This is a genomic window from Fimbriimonadaceae bacterium (assembly GCA_019638775.1).
Lineage (GTDB): Bacteria > Armatimonadota > Fimbriimonadia > Fimbriimonadales > Fimbriimonadaceae > JAHBTD01.
In genome coordinates, this window is the sequence record JAHBTD010000014.1 from 1 (window position 1) to 18,589 (window position 18,589).

The 18,589-nt window shown below is 61.4% G+C and carries 18 protein-coding genes and 2 pseudogenes; 19 read left to right on the plus strand and 1 reads right to left on the minus strand.

From position 1 onward, the window contains the following. The 5 genes from KF784_17260 to KF784_17280 all read left to right on the plus strand — a co-directional run. Positions 1–766: tetratricopeptide repeat-containing protein (locus tag KF784_17260; protein MBX3120812.1), on the plus strand; the 766-nt coding region annotated here is incomplete at its 5' end. Positions 767–797: 31 nt separating this feature from the next. Next, complete coding sequence (locus KF784_17265) at positions 798–1,322, plus strand: cytochrome P460 family protein (GenBank protein ID MBX3120813.1); 525 nt, start codon at positions 798–800, stop codon at positions 1,320–1,322. A gap of 215 nt (positions 1,323–1,537) precedes the next feature. Next, on the plus strand, positions 1,538–1,834 hold the full coding sequence (locus tag KF784_17270) for a hypothetical protein (GenBank protein ID MBX3120814.1): 297 nt from the start codon (positions 1,538–1,540) through the stop codon (positions 1,832–1,834). A 191-nt stretch (positions 1,835–2,025) separates the two neighbouring features. Next, complete coding sequence (locus KF784_17275) at positions 2,026–2,370, plus strand: hypothetical protein (GenBank protein ID MBX3120815.1); 345 nt, start codon at positions 2,026–2,028, stop codon at positions 2,368–2,370. An 18-nt stretch (positions 2,371–2,388) separates the two neighbouring features. Then, positions 2,389–2,868 carry a hypothetical protein gene (locus KF784_17280; protein ID MBX3120816.1) on the plus strand — a complete coding sequence of 160 codons (480 nt, stop codon included), beginning with the start codon at positions 2,389–2,391 and terminating at the stop codon, positions 2,866–2,868. Between the two features lie 160 nt (positions 2,869–3,028). Here KF784_17280 and KF784_17285 read toward each other — a convergent pair whose 3' ends face one another. After that, positions 3,029–3,580, minus strand: a complete 552-nt coding sequence (locus tag KF784_17285; protein MBX3120817.1) for a Slp family lipoprotein — start codon at positions 3,578–3,580, stop codon at positions 3,029–3,031. A gap of 97 nt (positions 3,581–3,677) precedes the next feature. Between KF784_17285 and KF784_17290 the strand changes: the two genes are divergently transcribed. From KF784_17290 to KF784_17355, 14 genes and pseudogenes are all read left to right on the plus strand, one after another. Further along, entirely contained in the window at positions 3,678–4,325 is a 648-nt protein-coding gene (locus tag KF784_17290) for a thioredoxin domain-containing protein (protein ID MBX3120818.1), read from the plus strand. A gap of 135 nt (positions 4,326–4,460) precedes the next feature. Then, a pseudogene (locus KF784_17295) lies at positions 4,461–4,550 on the plus strand (YHS domain-containing protein). A gap of 165 nt (positions 4,551–4,715) precedes the next feature. Further along, a pseudogene (locus tag KF784_17300) lies at positions 4,716–5,069 on the plus strand (YHS domain-containing protein). 225 nt (positions 5,070–5,294) lie between these two features. After that, positions 5,295–7,352 carry a copper-translocating P-type ATPase gene (locus KF784_17305; GenBank protein MBX3120819.1) on the plus strand — a complete coding sequence of 686 codons (2,058 nt, stop codon included), beginning with the start codon at positions 5,295–5,297 and terminating at the stop codon, positions 7,350–7,352. 52 nt (positions 7,353–7,404) lie between these two features. Further along, positions 7,405–8,850 carry a Do family serine endopeptidase gene (locus tag KF784_17310; GenBank protein ID MBX3120820.1) on the plus strand — a complete coding sequence of 482 codons (1,446 nt, stop codon included), beginning with the start codon at positions 7,405–7,407 and terminating at the stop codon, positions 8,848–8,850. A 159-nt stretch (positions 8,851–9,009) separates the two neighbouring features. Next, a complete protein-coding gene (locus KF784_17315; GenBank protein MBX3120821.1) occupies positions 9,010–9,402 on the plus strand; it encodes a hypothetical protein in 393 nt (130 codons plus the stop codon). Further along, entirely contained in the window at positions 9,375–10,034 is a 660-nt protein-coding gene (locus KF784_17320; protein MBX3120822.1) for a methyl-accepting chemotaxis protein, read from the plus strand. The genes KF784_17315 and KF784_17320 overlap by 28 nt, the downstream gene beginning before the upstream one ends. Before the next feature lie 7 nt (positions 10,035–10,041). Next, positions 10,042–10,629: a prepilin-type N-terminal cleavage/methylation domain-containing protein gene (locus tag KF784_17325; protein MBX3120823.1), complete on the plus strand. Its 588-nt coding sequence runs from the start codon at positions 10,042–10,044 to the stop codon at positions 10,627–10,629. Positions 10,630–10,644: 15 nt separating this feature from the next. Beyond that, a complete protein-coding gene (locus KF784_17330) occupies positions 10,645–13,401 on the plus strand; it encodes a response regulator (protein ID MBX3120824.1) in 2,757 nt (918 codons plus the stop codon). A 44-nt stretch (positions 13,402–13,445) separates the two neighbouring features. Then, a complete protein-coding gene (locus KF784_17335) occupies positions 13,446–14,528 on the plus strand; it encodes a response regulator (protein ID MBX3120825.1) in 1,083 nt (360 codons plus the stop codon). Positions 14,529–14,679: 151 nt separating this feature from the next. Next, positions 14,680–15,099, plus strand: coding sequence for a nickel-responsive transcriptional regulator NikR (gene nikR / locus KF784_17340; GenBank protein ID MBX3120826.1), 420 nt, complete (start codon positions 14,680–14,682; stop codon positions 15,097–15,099). Continuing rightward, positions 15,099–15,518: a DUF3842 family protein gene (locus KF784_17345; GenBank protein MBX3120827.1), complete on the plus strand. Its 420-nt coding sequence runs from the start codon at positions 15,099–15,101 to the stop codon at positions 15,516–15,518. Before nikR ends, KF784_17345 begins: the two co-directional genes overlap by 1 nt. 179 nt (positions 15,519–15,697) lie before the next feature. After that, the gene (locus KF784_17350) at positions 15,698–17,695 is read left to right on the plus strand and encodes a TonB-dependent receptor plug domain-containing protein (GenBank protein MBX3120828.1); all 1,998 of its coding nucleotides are present in this window, start codon (positions 15,698–15,700) and stop codon (positions 17,693–17,695) included. 224 nt (positions 17,696–17,919) lie between these two features. Further along, a complete protein-coding gene (locus KF784_17355) occupies positions 17,920–18,495 on the plus strand; it encodes a DNA-3-methyladenine glycosylase (GenBank protein MBX3120829.1) in 576 nt (191 codons plus the stop codon). Positions 18,496–18,589 lie beyond the last annotated feature (94 nt).

An 18,589-nucleotide genomic window follows, 5' to 3' on the forward strand; every position in this document is an offset into this window, starting at 1 on the left:
CGCCAGGGGCGAGTGGGCTGCGGCGGAACCCTTGTACGAGCGGGTGCTGGCGATCGAACGCAAGACGCTGGGTGCGGCGCACCCCGATGTCGCGATCAGCTTGAACAACCTCGCCGAGCTCTATCGGAAACAGGGGCGGGAAACGGCGGCCGAATCCTCGTATCGGCTGGCCCTTACGCTGATGGAGCAGGCGCACGGCCCCGATCATGTGGAGCTGGGGCCGGTGCTCAACAACCTGGCCGCACTATACAAAGGCCGCAGGATGTATGCATGGGCGGAACCGTTGTATGAACGGGCGTTAAAAGTGCGTCGGCTAGGCTTGGGCAACGACCACCCGGCCGTGGCAATGGGATTGAACAATGCTGCGTGCCTGTATCAGGACGTGGGGTCCTATGCCGCGGCCCAACGATTGTTCGACGAGGCACTCGCCATCGCCGAACGGGTGTCAGGTCCGCAGGCTTCCTTGACCGGCACCATCCTCGGCAACATGGCATTTTTGGCTGATGAGCAGGGACTGGCGATGCAAGCACAGCTGCTCTACCAGCGGGCGCTGGTCATCCAGCAACAGCAACTCGGGTTGCACCATCCGACCGTCGGACTCCTGGCGGAACGGTATGCGCGTGTGCTCGATGTGCTGGGTCAGCCGGTCGAAGCGGGGTTGTTCGCAGCGCGGGCCGCCTCGATTCGCGCGCGGGTCCAGTCGGAAGCGGTGAAGCAAGGGGCCGGGCGTCGCCTGGGCCCGACCGTCGGTGAGGTCAGGCGGTAATCGTCCTCAGGATCAGAAAGGAAGGTGTCTCATGCCGGTCGGTCACGCAGTGGCAGCACCCCCTCGAACTCAGATTGCCGGGGCACCTCATCACGACGCAGGCTTGAGCGTCGCCGTGGTGCGACTGTTGGCCTTGGCGTTGGATATCAGTGAAGGCTGGTCGCCGGCTCCACCCGCCGCCGGGTTGCTGATCCCGTTCGGGTATCGAGATTGGCCGAGCCTGACGTCGATGGTCGAGTCGCGGGAGGGGACGCAGCAGCTACGATTCTACGTGTGTCCCAAGGCACTGCTGACGACCGACTCCGAGTCCTTCCCGGTCGGCACGGTCTTCGTGGTGGAATCCCAGCCCTACCCGTCGCGTGCAGTGGGAGCGGGGGCGCGTCCTTCCCTGTTTGCCATGGAGAAGTGTGCCGGTATGAGCATGAACAGCCGGGGATGCGGGCAGCGGGACTCCTGGATCTATGCCAGTTGGAATGCGGCCGGTTCCCCAGCGACGACGGAGCCCGGCCGATGCGGGATTTGCCGGTTGCCATGGTTGCCGTCGATCCACAGCTGACGATCGGTGGACGGGGCTCGACGGTTGGACTGCGCTGACCACGCAGTGAGCCCCGATGAGGGAAGCGTACGCCCATACGCTTCCCTCTCCCACCATCGTTCCTGTCTTTCCTGCACCAGCCCCAGTCTCTCCGTCACTCAACAATCTGTGTCGAATGTTGTACAATGCGCCCCACGAAATTCGTCGGGCCACTTATTTACCGAGGAGGAATGATCATGACTCACGTACGTACTGCCATGGTGGTGTTGTCCTTGTCCGTGCTGGTGCTGGCCGCGCCGATGGGCTATGCCCTGGCCGACGGCGGGCATGTGAAGGAAACCATCAAACATGCCAAGGAGGGCGTGGAGCACGAGAAGGAAGCCATCAAGCATCTGGAGGAATCCGTCAAGGCGAGCAACGATCCTCATGCGAAGGAAGCGCTGGAGCATGCCAAGGAAGCCGTCAAACATGCCGAGGAATCGCTGGCGCATGCGGAGCAGGCGTCAGGCAAAAAGGGCAAGGCGAAGAAGTAAGCGCTCGACCGTCCCCGTGCTGCTGCTACATCTGAGGTGAGAAGTCTCCGGCCGGATCGACCCCGAGCACGCTTCTTCTTATCGACTTCACCCTAGTCGATCGTGTAGCATCCGTTGGCATCCATGAGCGGGCGTCTGTAGACGGCCGGGCTTGCCGGGGCTATAACTCCTCACCCTAGGGAGGTAGCCCCATGCGAAAACTCTTCATCGCCCTGCTGCACATCCTGGTGCTGGTCGGTGGAACGGCGGGGTGGGCGGCGGACGATACGCTCGAGCGATTGTTGCGGGCGCAGGCGTTCAATCGAGAATTTGAGGGATTCGATTCGTACTACGTGATGATCGAAGCCGATCATCTACAACCGGACGGGTCGCACGAAGTGCTGGCAGTAGCCAGCGGCAAATTTTCTGATAATACCAAGCGGATGAAAGTGTTATTTCTCATCATGGATGGTCACATTGTCGGCGGTCAGGTGCTGGAAGGCACTGGTCTTCCTCCGTGCCTGGCGCAGGAGCATCGTTCGTCTTCATCCCTTTAACCTGACAGGAGGTTCTGTATGCTGAGCAGGAGTGCAGTGTTGTTTTTGGGCGCGTTGAGTCTGTTGTCGAGTGCGACCGGAGCCTGGGCGTTGCAAGCCGGCGGCGTCGAGGTCGGCGACCTCGCGACCGGTTCCGTGGTCGGCCAGCCCTTCAAGGAATTGGAAGTGGATGCGCAGTTGTTCGCGGTGGAAGTGGGCGGCTTGAAGGCCTGGTACCCACCGACCACCGTCATCGACTTCAAGATCCGTCCCGGTCGGCCGGTCTTGCTGAAGGTGACGAACAACACCTCCACGGACCGCGGTTTCCAGATGACGGATCCGGTCAATGCAGCCTCGCCGTTCGTGCTGAAAGCCGAAGTGGTGCTCAAGCCCGGGGAGACTAAGTACATCGGCATTCCGACCAGCGACCTGTTCAACGCCACGCAGGGCAACACGCTGACCTATCACGATCAGTTGAATCCGAAGCAGCCCGGTGGTCAGTTGATCATGATTAAGTAACGGCCGAATCGAATCGGTTGTGGCCACGCCCCGTTCATCTCCGGATGGACGGGGCGTTGTCGTTCAGGGCCACGGCGCTGTGGGCGGTGATAGGCGTAAGACTCGCGGGGGCGAAAGGCGGCTCCATGCACGGGTCGGTCGATGGGCGGGGGCCTGACGCTTACCAGTAATAGGGAAACCGTCCGTACGGTCCCCAATAGGGATGCCAGAACGGGCTGTAGTAGGGATAGGGGCGGTATCGGAATTGATCCGAGTCTTGAGTCGGAATCCAGGTGCGGAAGCTCTTGATGTCGATCACCGGATAGACGTAATCCGTTTCATCCAGCGGCAGGGTGACCGAACCGGTCAGTTCGCCGGTGACGGTGAGGAAGGTCCCGGGAGGCACGGTGGCCGGGTCGAGAAATTCACGTTGAATAGCTACGAAGCGACCTTGGGACTTCATCAAATCCAGCGACGGCTGCTGGGCGCTGTTGAGCGGCAGCTGGAGTACTTCGAGACGGGTGCCGTCTTTCAGGCGGCGGGCCGACAGGACTTGCCCGCCGAGCACGAGCGTCTGTCCTTTGAAGGATTCCGGGGTCGCCTTGATGTGAGAGAACGGCGGAGACGGGGGGCTGCCGTCGGTCGATTCACGCTGGTCTGCGGAGGTCGCACAGGCCGTTACCATCGCGGCAAGGCAGAAAATACCGATCCCCTGTAGAAGTTTGCCCCGCATCGTTGGCATTATAACAGATGTGGACGATCGTGAGCGTTGTTTCTCATGCCCACGAGTCCGCTGAAGCGAGTCCTGTTGCAAAAAAGGAGTGCAGCGTATGGTGATGCGTCGTGTGTGGTATGGGGGTCTGTTCATGGGGCTGATGGCGATGGCCTGGCTCGGGTTCGCGGGCCTCGCGCAGGCGGGGAAACCTGAATTGAAAGGCAACTTTCAAATCTTGAGCGAAGAAAAGTCGACGCATAAGCCGGGGAAGGTTCAGTTGGTGGAGTTTGCCGACTTCTATTGCCCGCATTGCCATCGGTTCGACGGCGAAGGATTGGCGATTCTGGAGAAGGCATTCGGCAGCAAGTTGGAGACGGTGATGGTGGGGTATCCCGTCATTCCCGGTAAGCTGCCGACGGCCTTCGATATGTATGAACAGGCCAAGACCATGGGCAAGGGTAACGAGATGAAGCGAGCCTTGTTCCGCACCATTCATACGGACAAGATCGGCATCATCGACAAGGCCATTCGGGAGGTCCTGATCCGCGAGGTCGGATTGAATCCGGCCGCGTTTGAGGACGGTCTGGCCAGCGCGAAGCCGGCGAGGGCCTTCGAAGACGGACGGAGATGGGGGGATCGCATCAAGGTTCAACAGACTCCGACGGTATTGCTCGACGGCAACATCAAGGTCGAACAGATCGACCCGGAAAACCTGAAGGTGATCATCCAGAGCATTCTGGATGGAGACAGCATGAAAAAATAGTCGGAGCGAATAGCTGATAGCTGGTGGCTGATAACAAGAGTGAAAAGAGTGACGGACGGTTCGTTGCTTCCGATTCGTGACTCGACGCCATAAGCCATCGGCCATCAGCTCCGCGCTTCCCAGCGGGAGTCATGCATGGCACGTGATCCAGTCTGCGGTATGACGGTGGAGCCGGACCAGGCGGCGGGGCATGCGGAACATGAAGGTCAGACCTACTATTTCTGCAGCCTCCATTGCCTCGACCGGTTCCGCGCCCAGCCGACTCAGTACGTGACGAAAGCGGTCCCCGCCGGGGTCGGTGCTCAGCAGCCCGGCCGCCGGCCGCTGCCGATGATGCCGCCGATGCCGGAACAGCCGGTCGGAGGCGGGGAACGCGATCCGGTCTGTGGGATGACCGTCCAGCCGGCCACGGCGGCCGGCTCCCACATCCATGAACAGAAGACCTATTATTTCTGCTGCCAGGGTTGCCTCGCGAAGTTCCGCGCCGATCCGGTGCGATACCTATCCCCCGCGTCCGCTGTGCCTGAGCCGAAACCACTGCGTCAGTTCGGGGGAAAGGCCCTGCCCATGTTGGGAGCCTCGTCCCCCGGTCCATCGGCGGCGGCTGTCATCGACCCGGTCTGCGGGATGACGGTGGATCCCGCCACGGCGGCCGGGTCTTTCGCCTACGAAGGCACGACCTATTACTTCTGCTGCCAAGGTTGTCTCACCAAGTTTCGCGCCGCCCCCGAGCGTTATCTGTCGCCAGGCGTCGCCAAAGAGACGATGCCCACTCCGGCCGCTCCGGGCACCAAGTATGTCTGCCCCATGTGTCCGGAAGTGTTGGAGGAGAAGCCGGTCCCTTGCCCGAAATGCGGGATGGCCTTGGAGCCGGATTCCGTGCAACCGCTGCCGACCAAGACAGAATATGTCTGCCCGATGCACCAGGAGATCGTGCAGGCGGAGCCGGGGGCCTGTCCGACATGCGGAATGGCGCTGGAACCACGGACGGTCACCGTCGCAGAGGAGCTGAATCCTGAACTGGTCGATATGGCCAGGCGGTTCTGGGTGGCACTGGCACCCGCGGCGGTGGTGTTCCTCCTGGCCATGTCGCATATGATGCCCGGTCATCCGGTGCAACATCTGTTGTCGGATACGCAGTCGGCCTGGGTGCAGTTGGTGCTCAGCACGCCGGTGGTGCTGTGGGCCGGCTGGCCGTTTTTTCAGCGCGGCTGGGCGTCGATCGTGCACCGCAGCCCGAACATGTTTACGCTGATCGCGATCGGCACCGGTACGGCCTACCTCTATAGCATGCTTGCGACGCTCTTCCCGTCCTGGATTCCGCCATCGTTCCATCTTGAGAGCGGGGCGGTGCCGGTGTATTTCGAAGCGGCGGCAGTGATTACCGTGTTGGTGCTCTTAGGTCAGGTTTTGGAACTGCGAGCCAGGAGTCGCACGACCGGTGCGATCAGGGCGCTGCTCGGCTTGGCGCCCAAGACGGCGCGGCTGTTGTGTGACGACGGCCGGGAAGAGGATGTGCCGCTCGAACAGGTGCAAGTCGGCCATCGGCTGCGGGTGCGTCCCGGTGAACGGGTGCCGGTGGACGGGACCATTCTCGAAGGTTCGACGTCGATCGACGAGTCGATGATTACCGGCGAATCCATGCCTGTCGAAAAATATGCCGGGGAGCGGGTCACCGGCGGCACGATCAACGGATCGGGCGGCGTGGTGATGCGAGCGGATCGGGTGGGAGCGGATACGTTGTTGTCCCACATCGTTCAACTGGTGGCCGAGGCGCAACGCAGTCGAGCGCCTATCCAGCGCACCGCCGATGTGGTGGCCGGGTACTTTGTGCCGACCGTCGTCGGCGTGGCGATCGTCAGTGGATTGCTGTGGGCCTGGCTGGGACCGGAGCCCCGTCTGGCGCATGCCCTGTTGAATGCCGTGGCGGTGTTGATCATTGCCTGCCCCTGCGCGCTTGGGTTGGCGACGCCCATGTCCATCATGGTGGGGACCGGGCGAGGGGCGTCGGCCGGAGTGCTGTTCAAGAAGGCCGAGGCGCTGGAGCGGATCGAAAAGATCACGACGTTGGTGTTCGACAAAACCGGGACGTTGACGGAAGGTAAGCCGAAGTTACGGGTGGTCAGCGCATTGTCGCCCTGGTCCGAAACGGAGCTCTTGCGAATGGCCGCGTCGGTGGAACGGGCGAGTGAGCATCCGGTCGCCAATGCGATTGTCGGCGGGGCCGACGCGCGAGGACTCACCGTGGAACCGGCCACCGGGTTCAGGTCGATGGCGGGAAAAGGCGTCATGGCGATCGTCGGGACAAAGCAGGTTGCCGTGGGCACCATCGATTGGCTGCGGGAGCTGAATGTCGACGACGAGATCGCGCTTGCCGACTTGGAGGCCAATGCGGAGCTGATGCAGCAGACAGGACAAACCGTGATGGCGGTCGCCGTCGAGGGCCGTGCGATCGGATTGCTCGGCGTGGCTGACCCGATCAAGAGTTCCACACCGGAGGCGCTCCGCTGGTTGAGACAGGAGGGCATTCGCCTGGTGATGGTGACCGGCGACCATGCCGTGACGGCGCAGGCGGTCGCCAAGGAATTGGGATTGGATGAGGTTCGCGCCGGCGTGAAACCGGAAGAGAAGGGCCGGATTGTGCAAGAGTTCCAGCGGCAAGGCCAGGTTGTCGCCATGGCCGGGGACGGCATCAACGATGCGCCGGCCCTTGCGCAGGCGGATGTCGGGATCGCCATGGGGACCGGGACCGATGTCGCGATGGAGCATGCCGGGGTGACGCTCGTCAAAGGCGATTTGCGGGGTATCGTCCGGGCCTACCGGTTGAGTAAGGCGACCATGCGAAACATCCGTCAGAATCTCTTCTTCGCCTTTGTGTACAATAGTGTCGGTGTGCCGGTCGCCGCCGGGCTCTTCTATCCGGTGTTCGGACTCCTCCTCAGCCCGATGATCGCCAGTGCTGCCATGACATTGAGTTCCCTTTCCGTGATTTCGAACGCGTTACGCCTCCGGCAGACCGATTTATGAGTTCTGCGTGTGCAGGCTGACGGCGCGTGATAGGCTGCGGATTATTTCAGGGATGTTGCGCGCCATGTCGGTGGGTCGACCACAAGCGGGCTTCTTGGCTCTAGCAATCGCGGGCGCCCTGCTGGGCAGCGGGCCGGATAGATCTGCCTCGGCTGCGGATCTGCTTGCCCCGCGCCCGTCGAAGGTCAGCACCACTGGCGATTTGCAGGCACAGGTGCGGGCCACCGCAGCGAAAGTCCTACCCGCCGTCGTCAGTATCGCCTCCACGGTCATGGTGAACGACCAGGCGTTCAGCGATGAAGGTCTACCCTTCGGCATGTTCAAAGATGTGCCGCCGCGCCGCCAGTACGGGCAGGGCTCCGGTGTGATTGTGTCGTCGGACGGGTATATCATCACGAACAATCACGTGGTGGCCGATGCGGTGGATGTGGAGGTCATTCTGGCCGATCGACGGCAGTTCAAGGGCCGCGTCGTTGCGACGGATCCGAAGACCGATGTGGCCGTCGTGAAGATCAATGCCGCCGGTCTCCCCTCGGCGGCCTGGGGCGATTCCAGCGCACTGGCGGTCGGCGATTTTGTCCTGGCCATCGGCAATCCGCTGGGCTTGAGCCGCACGGTGACGTTCGGCATCGTCAGCGCGGTCGGCCGTGCGGACGTGGGAGTTGCCGATGTGGAAGATTTTATTCAGACCGATGCCCCGATCAACCCCGGGAATTCGGGCGGCGCATTGGTGAACACGAATGGGGAGTTGGTCGGGATCAATACCGCCATTGCCAGCCCCACCGGCGGGAGTGTCGGCGTCGGGTTTGCCATTCCCAGCAACATGGCCAGGACCGCCATGCAGAGCCTCATCAAGACGGGCCGTGTGGTCCGCGGATTTCTGGGCGCGTCCACGCAAGATGTCACGCCGCTGCTGGCCAAGATTTTTCACCTCCCGGACGTGAAGGGGTCGATCATCACCGACCTGCAGGCCAAGGGCTCAGCCGAACGGGCGGGGTTGAAACGCGGCGATGTGGTGGTGCGGTTCGACGGGCGCGATGTGATGGACAGCGGCCATCTGCGCAACCTCATGGCGGCAGCCGCCATCGGCAGCAAGCACCGGGTCGAGCTGCTCCGCGATGCCCGTTTGATGCAAGCGGAATTGACGGTGCAGGAAGCGCCGCGCGAACGGCAACGCAAGGCCCAGACTGCCGAGACGGCCGGTCCCACGACGCATCCCCTGTCCGGCGTGATCGTCGATGAAATCACGCCCGCGTTGGCGCGGCAGATGGATCTCCCGGCCAACACCGGTCTGGTGGTGACGGATATCGAAGACGGCAGCCTGGCCGAAGTGTCGGGGCTTCAGCCCGGCGATCTGATCCTGGAACTGAACCGACAACCCATCCCCAACTTCAGCACATTTCAACGGCTCGCCGAGCCCCTCCGCGCCACGGACCTCGCGCTCCTGCTCATCAACCGGCAGGGCAGCCTGCTCTATATCCCGATCCAAAGCGAATAGTCGGGTTCGACGGCCTACCGGTATCCGGTACTGTCCGATCCTCTGCCTCAGGGCCAACCCGGCGAGTTATCGCCTGTTGCCGGAAACTCCAAAGAAATTGAAATTGCCAACCGCTATGGCAGACTGATCGCGTAGGGCCAGGAATCTCTGGCATACGCGATGACAAAGAGGTGCCCCGTGCGGTCGATGCGAGCGGTGAGCTGTCTGTTGCTGCTGTGGGTCTGTTCGGCCTGTGCGCCGGAGCCGGATCGAGCTCCGTCTTATCTTGTCGGAGTATGGGAAACGCATGCCGAAGGATATGCCGACCAGCATATGTTTATCGATGAGGGCCGGATCGGTTTCGGGACCAGTGCAGTCGCGGCGAACGGGTATGCGATTACGAAGGTCGACGAAAGCCGGGAAGCAGGCAAGACCCTGTTCGTCGTGTCCTATCAAGATGCCGAACAGGCCAAATTTCAGTTGGCCTTTTTCTATGAACCGGCCGGCGGCGGACGAATCACCTTCAAGAATCAGGATCATTTGACATGGACGAAAAAGGCGGCGACCACATGAGCCGACCACGATTCAGACGACACTTCTTGTGGGATACGGTTCAGCCGCGGTTCCTGGGCTTGAGCTTCTGTTACGTCGTGGTCGTGATCGCGGCGGTGTCGGTGGCCCTCTTTGTGCCGTTGATGCTTGAACTCAATCACCTGCCCCTCTCCTCAGCCGAAGCGCAGCGCGTAGCCGAACAATTCGAGTTGCTCCATAGCCGGTTTTGGCCGGTGGTGTTCGTCGTCTCTCTCCTCCTGATCGTGCATGGCGTGTTCTTCTCGCACCGGATCGCCGGACCGCTCTATCGCTTCCGGCGGATTTTTCAGTCCGTCGCGAGCGGAGATCTGACCGTGCGCACGTCGATCCGCAAGAGCGACTACCTCCATGTCGAAGCCCAATGTCTTGGGGAAATGGTCACTGCCTTGCGGGAGAAGATCGGGCGGATCGAGGCGCACCATGCCGAGATGGCTCCGCAATTGGAACGGCTGAAGGCGGCAGCCGCGCGTGGAGCGTTGCGTGAGGTGGAGCAGGAAACAGAACGATTGCGCGCAACCGTCGAACAACTCGCCCAGGCGATGGAGCCCTTCCAGACCGATTCCACACCGAATGCGCCGCCCCCCGCATCGTTGCCCACTGCGGCAGGATTTTAGGATCGTCATGGCCTACGTTTGCCTCGATCGTCGCCAGCAGGGATTTACCATCATCGAGTTGGCGATTGTGACGGTGATTGTCGGTCTCCTCGCCGGCTTGGCCGTGCCGACCTACCTGGGATATTTAGACAAGGCCAGGCTGACGCGCTGCATCGCCGAAATTCGCTACATTTCCCGTGCCATCGATTCGTACAAGAGCGCGTATGACATTTACCCTAACACATTGGCCGATGCGGGTGCGGGCGACATCGTCGACCCCTGGGGCAATCCCTATGAATATCTGAATATTGCGGCCCTAACCCTGCCTGGCAATGGCGGAGGCAACGGCGGTGGTGGAGGCGGAGGCAACGGCGGCGGGAACAACGGCGCCTGGCAGTGGATCCTGCCCAACGAGGCCTATGCCGCAGCCGGCGGGAATGCGTCAAGAGGCAGGCCTCGAAAGGACCGATTTCTGCACCCGATCAATTCCGACTACGATCTGTACAGCATGGGCAAAGATGGGGAGAGCGTCGAACCACTGACGGCCCAGAAAAGTCATGACGATATTATTCGCGCGAATGACGGCAGCTTTGTCGGACTCGCGGTAGAATTTTAGCGAGAACGAGCGACTGTGCAGATCGAGTACACCTTCCTCCGCAGCCGTGTCGCCCGCCGGGTGTTTGTCCTGTTCATCCTCTGTGCCCTGTTGCCGGTCGGCGCGTTGAGCCTGGTGTCGCTCAGCGACGTGAGGAGTCAGCTCACGCAGCAGGCGGAGCGTCGGGTGCGGCAGGAAAGCAAAGCCATGGGCATGGCCGTCTACCAACGGCTGTTGCTCCTGGAAGCGGAACTCCTGTCGACTATCGCGCAGCGGCATGCGGGTGCGGCAGCGCAGGTCGGGGAGTCGCCGTCACAGATGCTGCCGCGCCTTCCGGGCTTTGTCGGAATGGCCGCGGTGTCCGAGGTCGGCGAGCCCTCCGTGTTTCTCGGTGAGTTACGCTCTTTCCCGGCCTTCACCCAAGCGCAGCGGGCCCTGCTTCGTCAGAACAAGACGGTGCTCACCGTCGAGCGGGCTGATGCGGACCGGTCGCGTTTTTTCCTCTCCAGGCTCTCCGAATTCGATGGGCGGATCATCGTGGGGGAAGTCCATCACGAATTCTTATGGGACCTGGGCGGCAGCATGACGTTGCCGCCCGACACCTCGATGTGTGTCTTCGGCCAGGCCGGAGAGATCCTGTTCTGCAGTCATGGTGTCTCTGCGACGTTGCTGCAGCAATGGTCGACCCAGGGTGGAGGAGGCGCCGGGCTATTCGAGTGGCGAGACGAGCAGGATGTGTACCTGGCCGGGTCCTGGGCGATCCCGCTACGCTTCCAGTTTTCGACGGCGCCGTGGACGGTGGTGTTGAGCGAGCCACGGAGTTCCGTCCTGGCGCCGCTTGGGACGTTCCACTACCGCTTCATGTTGATCGTCGCGATCGCGCTGCTGGCCGTGGCGCTGCTCAGTGTGAGTCAGATTCGCAAGACCATGATTCCCCTTGAGCAACTCGGGGAAGGCACCAAACGCGTCGCGGCGAGAAACTTCTCACAACCGGTGCGGGTCGAGAGCGGAGATGAATTTGAGGAACTCGCCGTCTCCTTTAACGCCATGGCGAACCGGCTGCATCAACAGTTCACCCAACTGGCGACCATCCACGAAATCGACCGCTCGGTGCTGTCGGTGCTCGATCCCAGTCGTATTGTGGATACCGTCTTGGTCCGATTGCGTGACGTGTCGCCCTGCGAGGGCATTGCGGTGCTGCTGGTCGATTCTGTCGATGCGGCACGCGGGTGGCTGTATGCCCGGCTCGGGTCGGATCAGACGCAGACCGGCGTGACGGGCGTGGCGGTCAGCGAGGAGGACCGGCGAGTGCTCGTGACCCACCAGGGCAGCGCGACCGTGGTCAAGCCGTCAACGGGCGGCCTGTTCGGGCCGCTCTGTGTGCCCGGCGTTGCGTCGTTGCTGGTGCTGCCCCTGTTCCGTTCTCGCGACCTGCTGGGAGGGATTGCACTCAGTTATCGCCGTGCCCCCGGCATGAGCGACGAGCAGCTCGCGCAGTTACGGCAATTGGCGGATCAGGTGGCGGTGGCACTGAGTAATGCCTCGGATCTGGCCGAGCGGAAACGGGCGGAGACGTCGTTGCGTGAGAGTCATACACGTCTGGAGCAAGCGCTGACCGACCTAGAAACGGCACAGCAGCAGATGGTGCAACAGGAGCGGCTTCGCGCCCTCGGCCAAATGGCCAGCGGCATCGCTCACGACTTCAACAACACCCTCTCGCCGATCATGGGATTCAGCGAGTTATTGCTCCTGGCTCCCCAGATGGCGGCAGACCCGGTGCAACTGAAGGAATATCTTCAGACGATCAATATGGCCGCCAAGGATGCCGCGAAGGTCGTGAGCCGCTTGCGCGAATTTTATCGCCCCCGCCTCGACGCGGACTTAGCCGGCATTGTCGATCTGAACAGTCTGGTCCAGCAAAGTGTGAAACTGAGCCAGCCGAAGTGGAAGGACCAGGCGTTGGCAAACGGGGTGGCCGTCGAAATCAAGACGGAATTAGATCCGGTGCCTCCGGTGGCCGGACATGAATCGGAGTTACGCGAAGTGCTGACCAATCTGGTGTTCAACGCCGTGGATGCCATGCCGAAGAGCGGCTCGATCACGTTGCGGACAAAGGCGGAGAGCGACCATGTGAGACTGGACGTCACCGACACCGGCACCGGCATGACTGAAGAGGTGCGTCGACGTTGTCTCGAACCGTTTTTTTCCACCAAGGGTGAAAAGGGTTCCGGGCTGGGGTTGGCGATGGTATATGGCATCATCAAACGGTTGCGCGGCACGATCGATATTACCAGCGCCGTCGGGGTCGGGACGACCTTCAGCATTCGTCTGCCGATTCAGACCGAACAAGAGGCCGGCAACAAGCAGGAAGGTCACGGTCTGGCCGGTGTGCGGCTGAGGATTCTCGTGGTCGACGACGATCCGCTGGTGGGGCGTGTCACCGGAGAGTATCTGCGGGTGGCCGGTCATGAGGTGGAAGTCGTAACCAGCGCGGCCGAGGCGGTGAAGCGGTTTAACCCTGAGCGCGTGCATCTGGTCGTGACCGACCACGGTATGCCGCACATGACCGGGCGACAGTTGGCCGAGGTGATCAAGCAGGTGTCGCCGGACACCCCGGTGGTGCTGTTGACCGGCGGCGACGAGATCGAAGTGGCGGAGACGGCTTCGTCGGCCGTCGACGCCGAGTTGAGCAAGCCGTTGACCATGGCGGCGCTGCAACGGACTCTGTCCACCCTCACCTTTCCCCGTGCACTCGCTGCGCAGAGCGGAAAAGAAATTGGCGAGGCGGCGTGACGGTGGTAGTCTCGACCGTAGGAATAGGCGGACAGGGGAGCGGCGTGAGCGCGATGCAGGATCTTGATCTAAGCACCATCAAGCTGTTGTTGGTGGATGACGAAGCCCATTGCACCAAATTGATGGAGGCCTTCCTCAAACAGGCCGGCTTTAGCCTGATCACCATGACGAATGACCCTCGTCAGGCGGTGCAATTGTATCGAGAGGTCAAGCCGGATCTCGTCGCCCTCGACATGCGCATGCCGCACATGGATGGCTTTGAGGTGATGCGGCAGTTGCGACAGGTGATTCCCGCCGACGAGTATGTGCCGATTCTGATCGTGACGGGCGAGCTGGATGCGCCGACGAAACACAAGGCGCTGGCCGAAGGCGCCAACGATTTCCTCAACAAGCCGGTAGATGCCACGGAAGTGGTGCTGCGCATCAAGAATCAACTGCAGACCAGGCGGCTGCACCAGCAGGTCCGGATGCACAACGACCATCTGGAAGCTCAGGTGCGGTTGCGTACGAAAGTGGTGGAGCAGACGCAGTTGGATCTGCTGAACCGTCTGGTGCTGGTTTCCGAATACCGGCACGACGTCACCGGTGCCCACGCCTGGCGCGTCGGGCGTGTGGCCATGCTGCTGGCCGAAATGAAGGGGCTGCCGCCTGATCAGGTGGATCTGATTAAAAAGACGGCGCCGCTCCACGATGTGGGGAAAATCGGCCTGCGCGAGGCGATCAGCATGAAAGAGGGGGTTTACGAGCCCGCCGAGCTTGAAGCGATGAAGACGCATACGAAACTTGGCTCGAAGATTTTGGCGGATAGCCGGTCTCCCCTGTTAATGATGGCGCGGGAAATCGCCCTGACGCATCACGAACGATGGGACGGAAAGGGCTACCACAAGCTGAAGGATGTGCAGACGCCGCTCAGCGGGCGCATTGTGGCGTTGGCGGATTCCTTCGATGTGATGACCCACGCCTGCTCCTACAAGTCTCCGTTGAGCCTCAGCGACGCCAGGGCGGAAATAGAGCGCCATGCCGGGACGCAGTTCGATCCGGAGTTGAGTGGGTTGTTTCTGAAAGTCATCGACCGTGACGGTGAGTCATTGCTGGCCGACGTAACGGGTACGCCGTTCTTCGGCTAGGATTTCCGCCGGTTCGAGTGCTCTGCCCCCGGTTCTCTCCCGCAATCACCGGAATGTCGACGACGGAGTCCCCTCTCGCTTGACGGGTGAGCGCCCGGTTTTGTATTATCCGTGCCACGAAATTAACGTTCGTGCCATCTTGTGAGATGCAATGACCCAACTCGTGCGGTTCGGCGTGTCCCTCGACCAGGATCTGCTCGCGGAATTCGATCGTCTGATCGAACGGCGCAACTATACCAATCGCTCGGAAGCGATTCGCGATCTGATTCGAGACAGCCTGGTCGGGCAGCAGTGGGACGAGAATAGAGAGACGGTCGCGACGATCACCTTCGTCTATGATCATCATGTGCCGGGTTTGACGGGAAAGCTGGTTCACATCCAGCACGATTTCCAGGGCCACATTATGGCCGGGATGCATGTGCATCTCGACCATCACCATTGCCTGGAGGTCTTGGTGGCCCGAGGCAAGGGTGCGGCCATTCGCAAGGTCGCCGATGCGATACTCAGCGTCAAAGGCGTCAAACACGGGAAGCTCACCATGACGACGACGGGCAAGGGGCTCAGCCTCTGATGACGATTTGTGTGGTGGATGGTCGTGGCGGGGGTCTCGGGAGCCGGATGGTGGAAAAGTTACGCAGCCTTGTCGCGGATGGTCACGCCATCGTCGGCGTCGGGCTCAATCGTGTCTCCGCCGAAGCCATGGCACGGGCGGGGGCGACCGCGATCGAAACGGTGCCGCAAGCGATTCGTCACCGACTCCATGCGGCGGATATGATCGTGGGCTCACTCAGTCTGTTGATGCCTGGCTCTCTGTTCGGTGAAGTGACGCCGGGGCTTGTGCAAACGGTACTGGACTCGCACGCGACAAAGGTGCTGCTGCCCGTCAATACACGGAAGGTCGAGGTCGTTGGTGCGGAGGGACGAACCCTCGATGCCTTGATCGACCACGCCGTTCAGCGAATCGTGTTGCTCCTCAGGCCGATTGTCTGAGGGCGACGGTCTCGCTTCCTCCCCAATCGCAACAGTCAGATCACGAAGGTCTGAAACGGCCGGCACGGGCCGTTCACGGCCTATGGTGAATGCGTGTCCGTTCACAGGATCTGATGGGAGAGGTTATGCGGCAGTGTGCAGGGTGGGTCGGGATGGGGAGCCTTGTGTGGTGTCTCGGGATGGTGCTGTCGGCGCAGGCACATGATCCTGATGCTCCGGATCTGGAGGTGCCGGAAATACAGGTTGAGGCCGATCGTCCGGTGGCGGCGTCTTCCCAACAGTTCATCCCCGACAAAGAATATCTCATGCAGCCGCAGGGACGCCCGGCCCAGGTGTTACGGCTGATTCCTGGGTTCGTCGCGGTCGAACATTCCGGTGGCGCGGGAAAGGCCGACCAGTACTTCCTGCGCGGGTTCGATGCCGACCATGGGACCGATGTCGCGTTCTTCACCGACGGGATGCCGATTAATCTTCGGAGCCATGCCCACGGACAAGGCTACACCGATCTCAACTTCATCATTCCGGAAACCATCGAAGGCGTCGATGTCTTCAAAGGGGCCTACTTGCCGGAGTACGGAGACTTTGCCACGGCTGGCGCGGTGAACTTTCGCACGCGTGAAATGGTGAGAGACGGAGTCGTCCAGTCGGCCGGCGGCCAGTTCAACACGCAGCGTCACCTCCTGATGTTTTCGCCGAGCAAGGACAAGGTGCGAACCTTGTTTGCGGCGGAAGGCTACTACACCGACGGACCTTTTCAGAATGACAACCGGTATCTTCGCGGCAATCTGTTGGGCAAGGCCACGATGAACCCCCTCGGCCGTGACGAACTCGTCATCACCGGCACGTTTCAGAAGTCGCAATGGAATGGGTCCGGCGAGATTCCCCTCCGCGCAGTCCATGACGGCTTGCTGGATCGATTCGGATCGATCGATCCGAGCGAAGGCGGAAAAACGCTCCGCAGCACGGGGCGGCTGAACTACCACTACGACACGCCGGCGGGCGGCCGGTTCTTTGCCAATGCCTATGCCCAGTACTACCGATTCGATCTGTTTACGAACTTCACGTTCTTTCTCAACGACCCAATCAAGGGCGACGGGTTTCACCAATCGGACCGGCGAGTCGTCTACGGCGGCGATGTGGGGTACAAACAGCTTGTCCGGTTCTTCGACATGGATGGTGCCGCGACAGTGGGCGTTCAAGCACGAGTGGATGACATCCATGCGCGTCTGGGACCGCAGGTGAAACGGGCGCCTCTGGGGACCACCGTGGACAGCCGCATTTTCGAGGCCTCCTACGCGCCGTTCCTCAAGCTCGAACTGCAGCCGACGTCCTGGTTGCGATTGGCGGGCGGCGTCCGCACCGAAGTGTTCACGTTCGACGTGCGCAACCGCTGTGTGACCTGCGCCGAACAGCCGGCCGGCAATACGAGTTCAGGGCTCGCATTGCCAAAAATGAACGTCATTCTGGGGCCCTGGTTCAGCACGGAGTTCTTCGCCAACTATGGCGAGGGGTATCACAGCAACGATGCCAGGTCAGCCGTGGCCCAGGTCGCTTCCCCGCTGGCGAGGGCGAGAAATTATGAAGTCGGCGTTCGCTCGAAGCCATGGGGGCCCGACGGGGTCGAACTGATCGCGACTCTGTGGGCGTTAGACTTGAAGCAGGAACTTGTCTTCGTGGGGGATGAAGGGACCACGGAAATCCGGGGGGCCTCGCGCCGCCGCGGCATGGAGGTCGCTGCACGGGGGCAAGTCTGGGGACCGCTCTACTTCAACGGCAGCGTCACCTGGACCAAGGCGGAATTCACGAACGGGGACGCGATTCCACTGGCGCCGGAAGTGACGGCCTATGGCGCGTTGCTGTTGCGCTGGCCGGAAGGACTGACGTCGCAGATCCAAGCGACCTACCTCGGCGTTCGACCCTTGGTCGAAGATCGTAGCGCAAAGGCGCCGTCCTGGACCACGTTCGACCTGTCTGAGCGATACCAGCTTCCGATCAAGCTGTCGCATGGTCGGCTCGAGGCGTTCCTCTTCGTGCAGAACCTCTTCGATACAAAATGGGAGCAGGCTACGTTCTTCTTTGACTCGCGTCTGCGCAACGAAACGGCCGGCGTCGCGGATACGCATTTCGTGCCGGGGAATCCGAGATTTGTTATGGGGGGCCTCGCCTGGTACTTCTAGTCGACCGCTGAAAAGCCGTTTTGAGCGGTCGCGGGCAGCAATGAACCGAACTGCGGTGCTGCCGTCGGTTTCGGCCTTGTCGGATGCTCATTCAGGGCGATCGCGGGGAACAAGAAAGAAAATCTGATACCGCTATCGGCTGCGATGGTTTGTGCATCGATTGAACGTATGGATTGCCACCATGTACCATTTAGGCCTGTCCGGTTATCTGTTCTGGAGAGGCCATGATCCTTCCTCGTGAGTATTTCGATCGACCGACTCTCGATGTGGCCCGTTCGTTGGTGGGGAAATATCTCGTGCGTGAGCAGGGCGGTCGGCTGATTGCCGGAAGAATCATCGAGGTCGAGGCCTATGTCGGCACGGAAGATCGGGCCTGCCATGCGTCGAAGGGGCGGACGGCCAGGACGGATGTACTGTTCGGTCCGCCGGGACATGCCTATGTCTACCTGTGCTATGGCATGTATGAGATGTTGAATGTGGTGACGGAGCAGGAGGGATTTCCGGCGGCCATTCTTCTCCGGGCGGTGGAATGCGAAGGACGGTTGATCGATGGCCCGGGGCGATTGACCCGCGCCTTCGAGATCGATCGGCGCCTGAATCGCTGGGATCTGACGCTCGGTCAGTCACTCTGGTTTGAGGATCGCGGCGAGGCCGCACCGACTGGTGCGCTCAACACCCATCCGCGCATCGGCGTGGATTATGCCGGCGAGTGGGCGCACAAGCCCTGGCGGTTTCGTCTGACGACGCAACTGCCTCCGACAAGCCGCAACGTGTCCCGACGGTCGCTCTCCAAAAAATAAAAAGGGGAAGCCGGGATGCGGCTTCCCCTTCGTGGAACGAAGTCCGAGAATCGAGATTTAATTGATCTGGCGTTCGCCGGTGATCTTGGTGGCT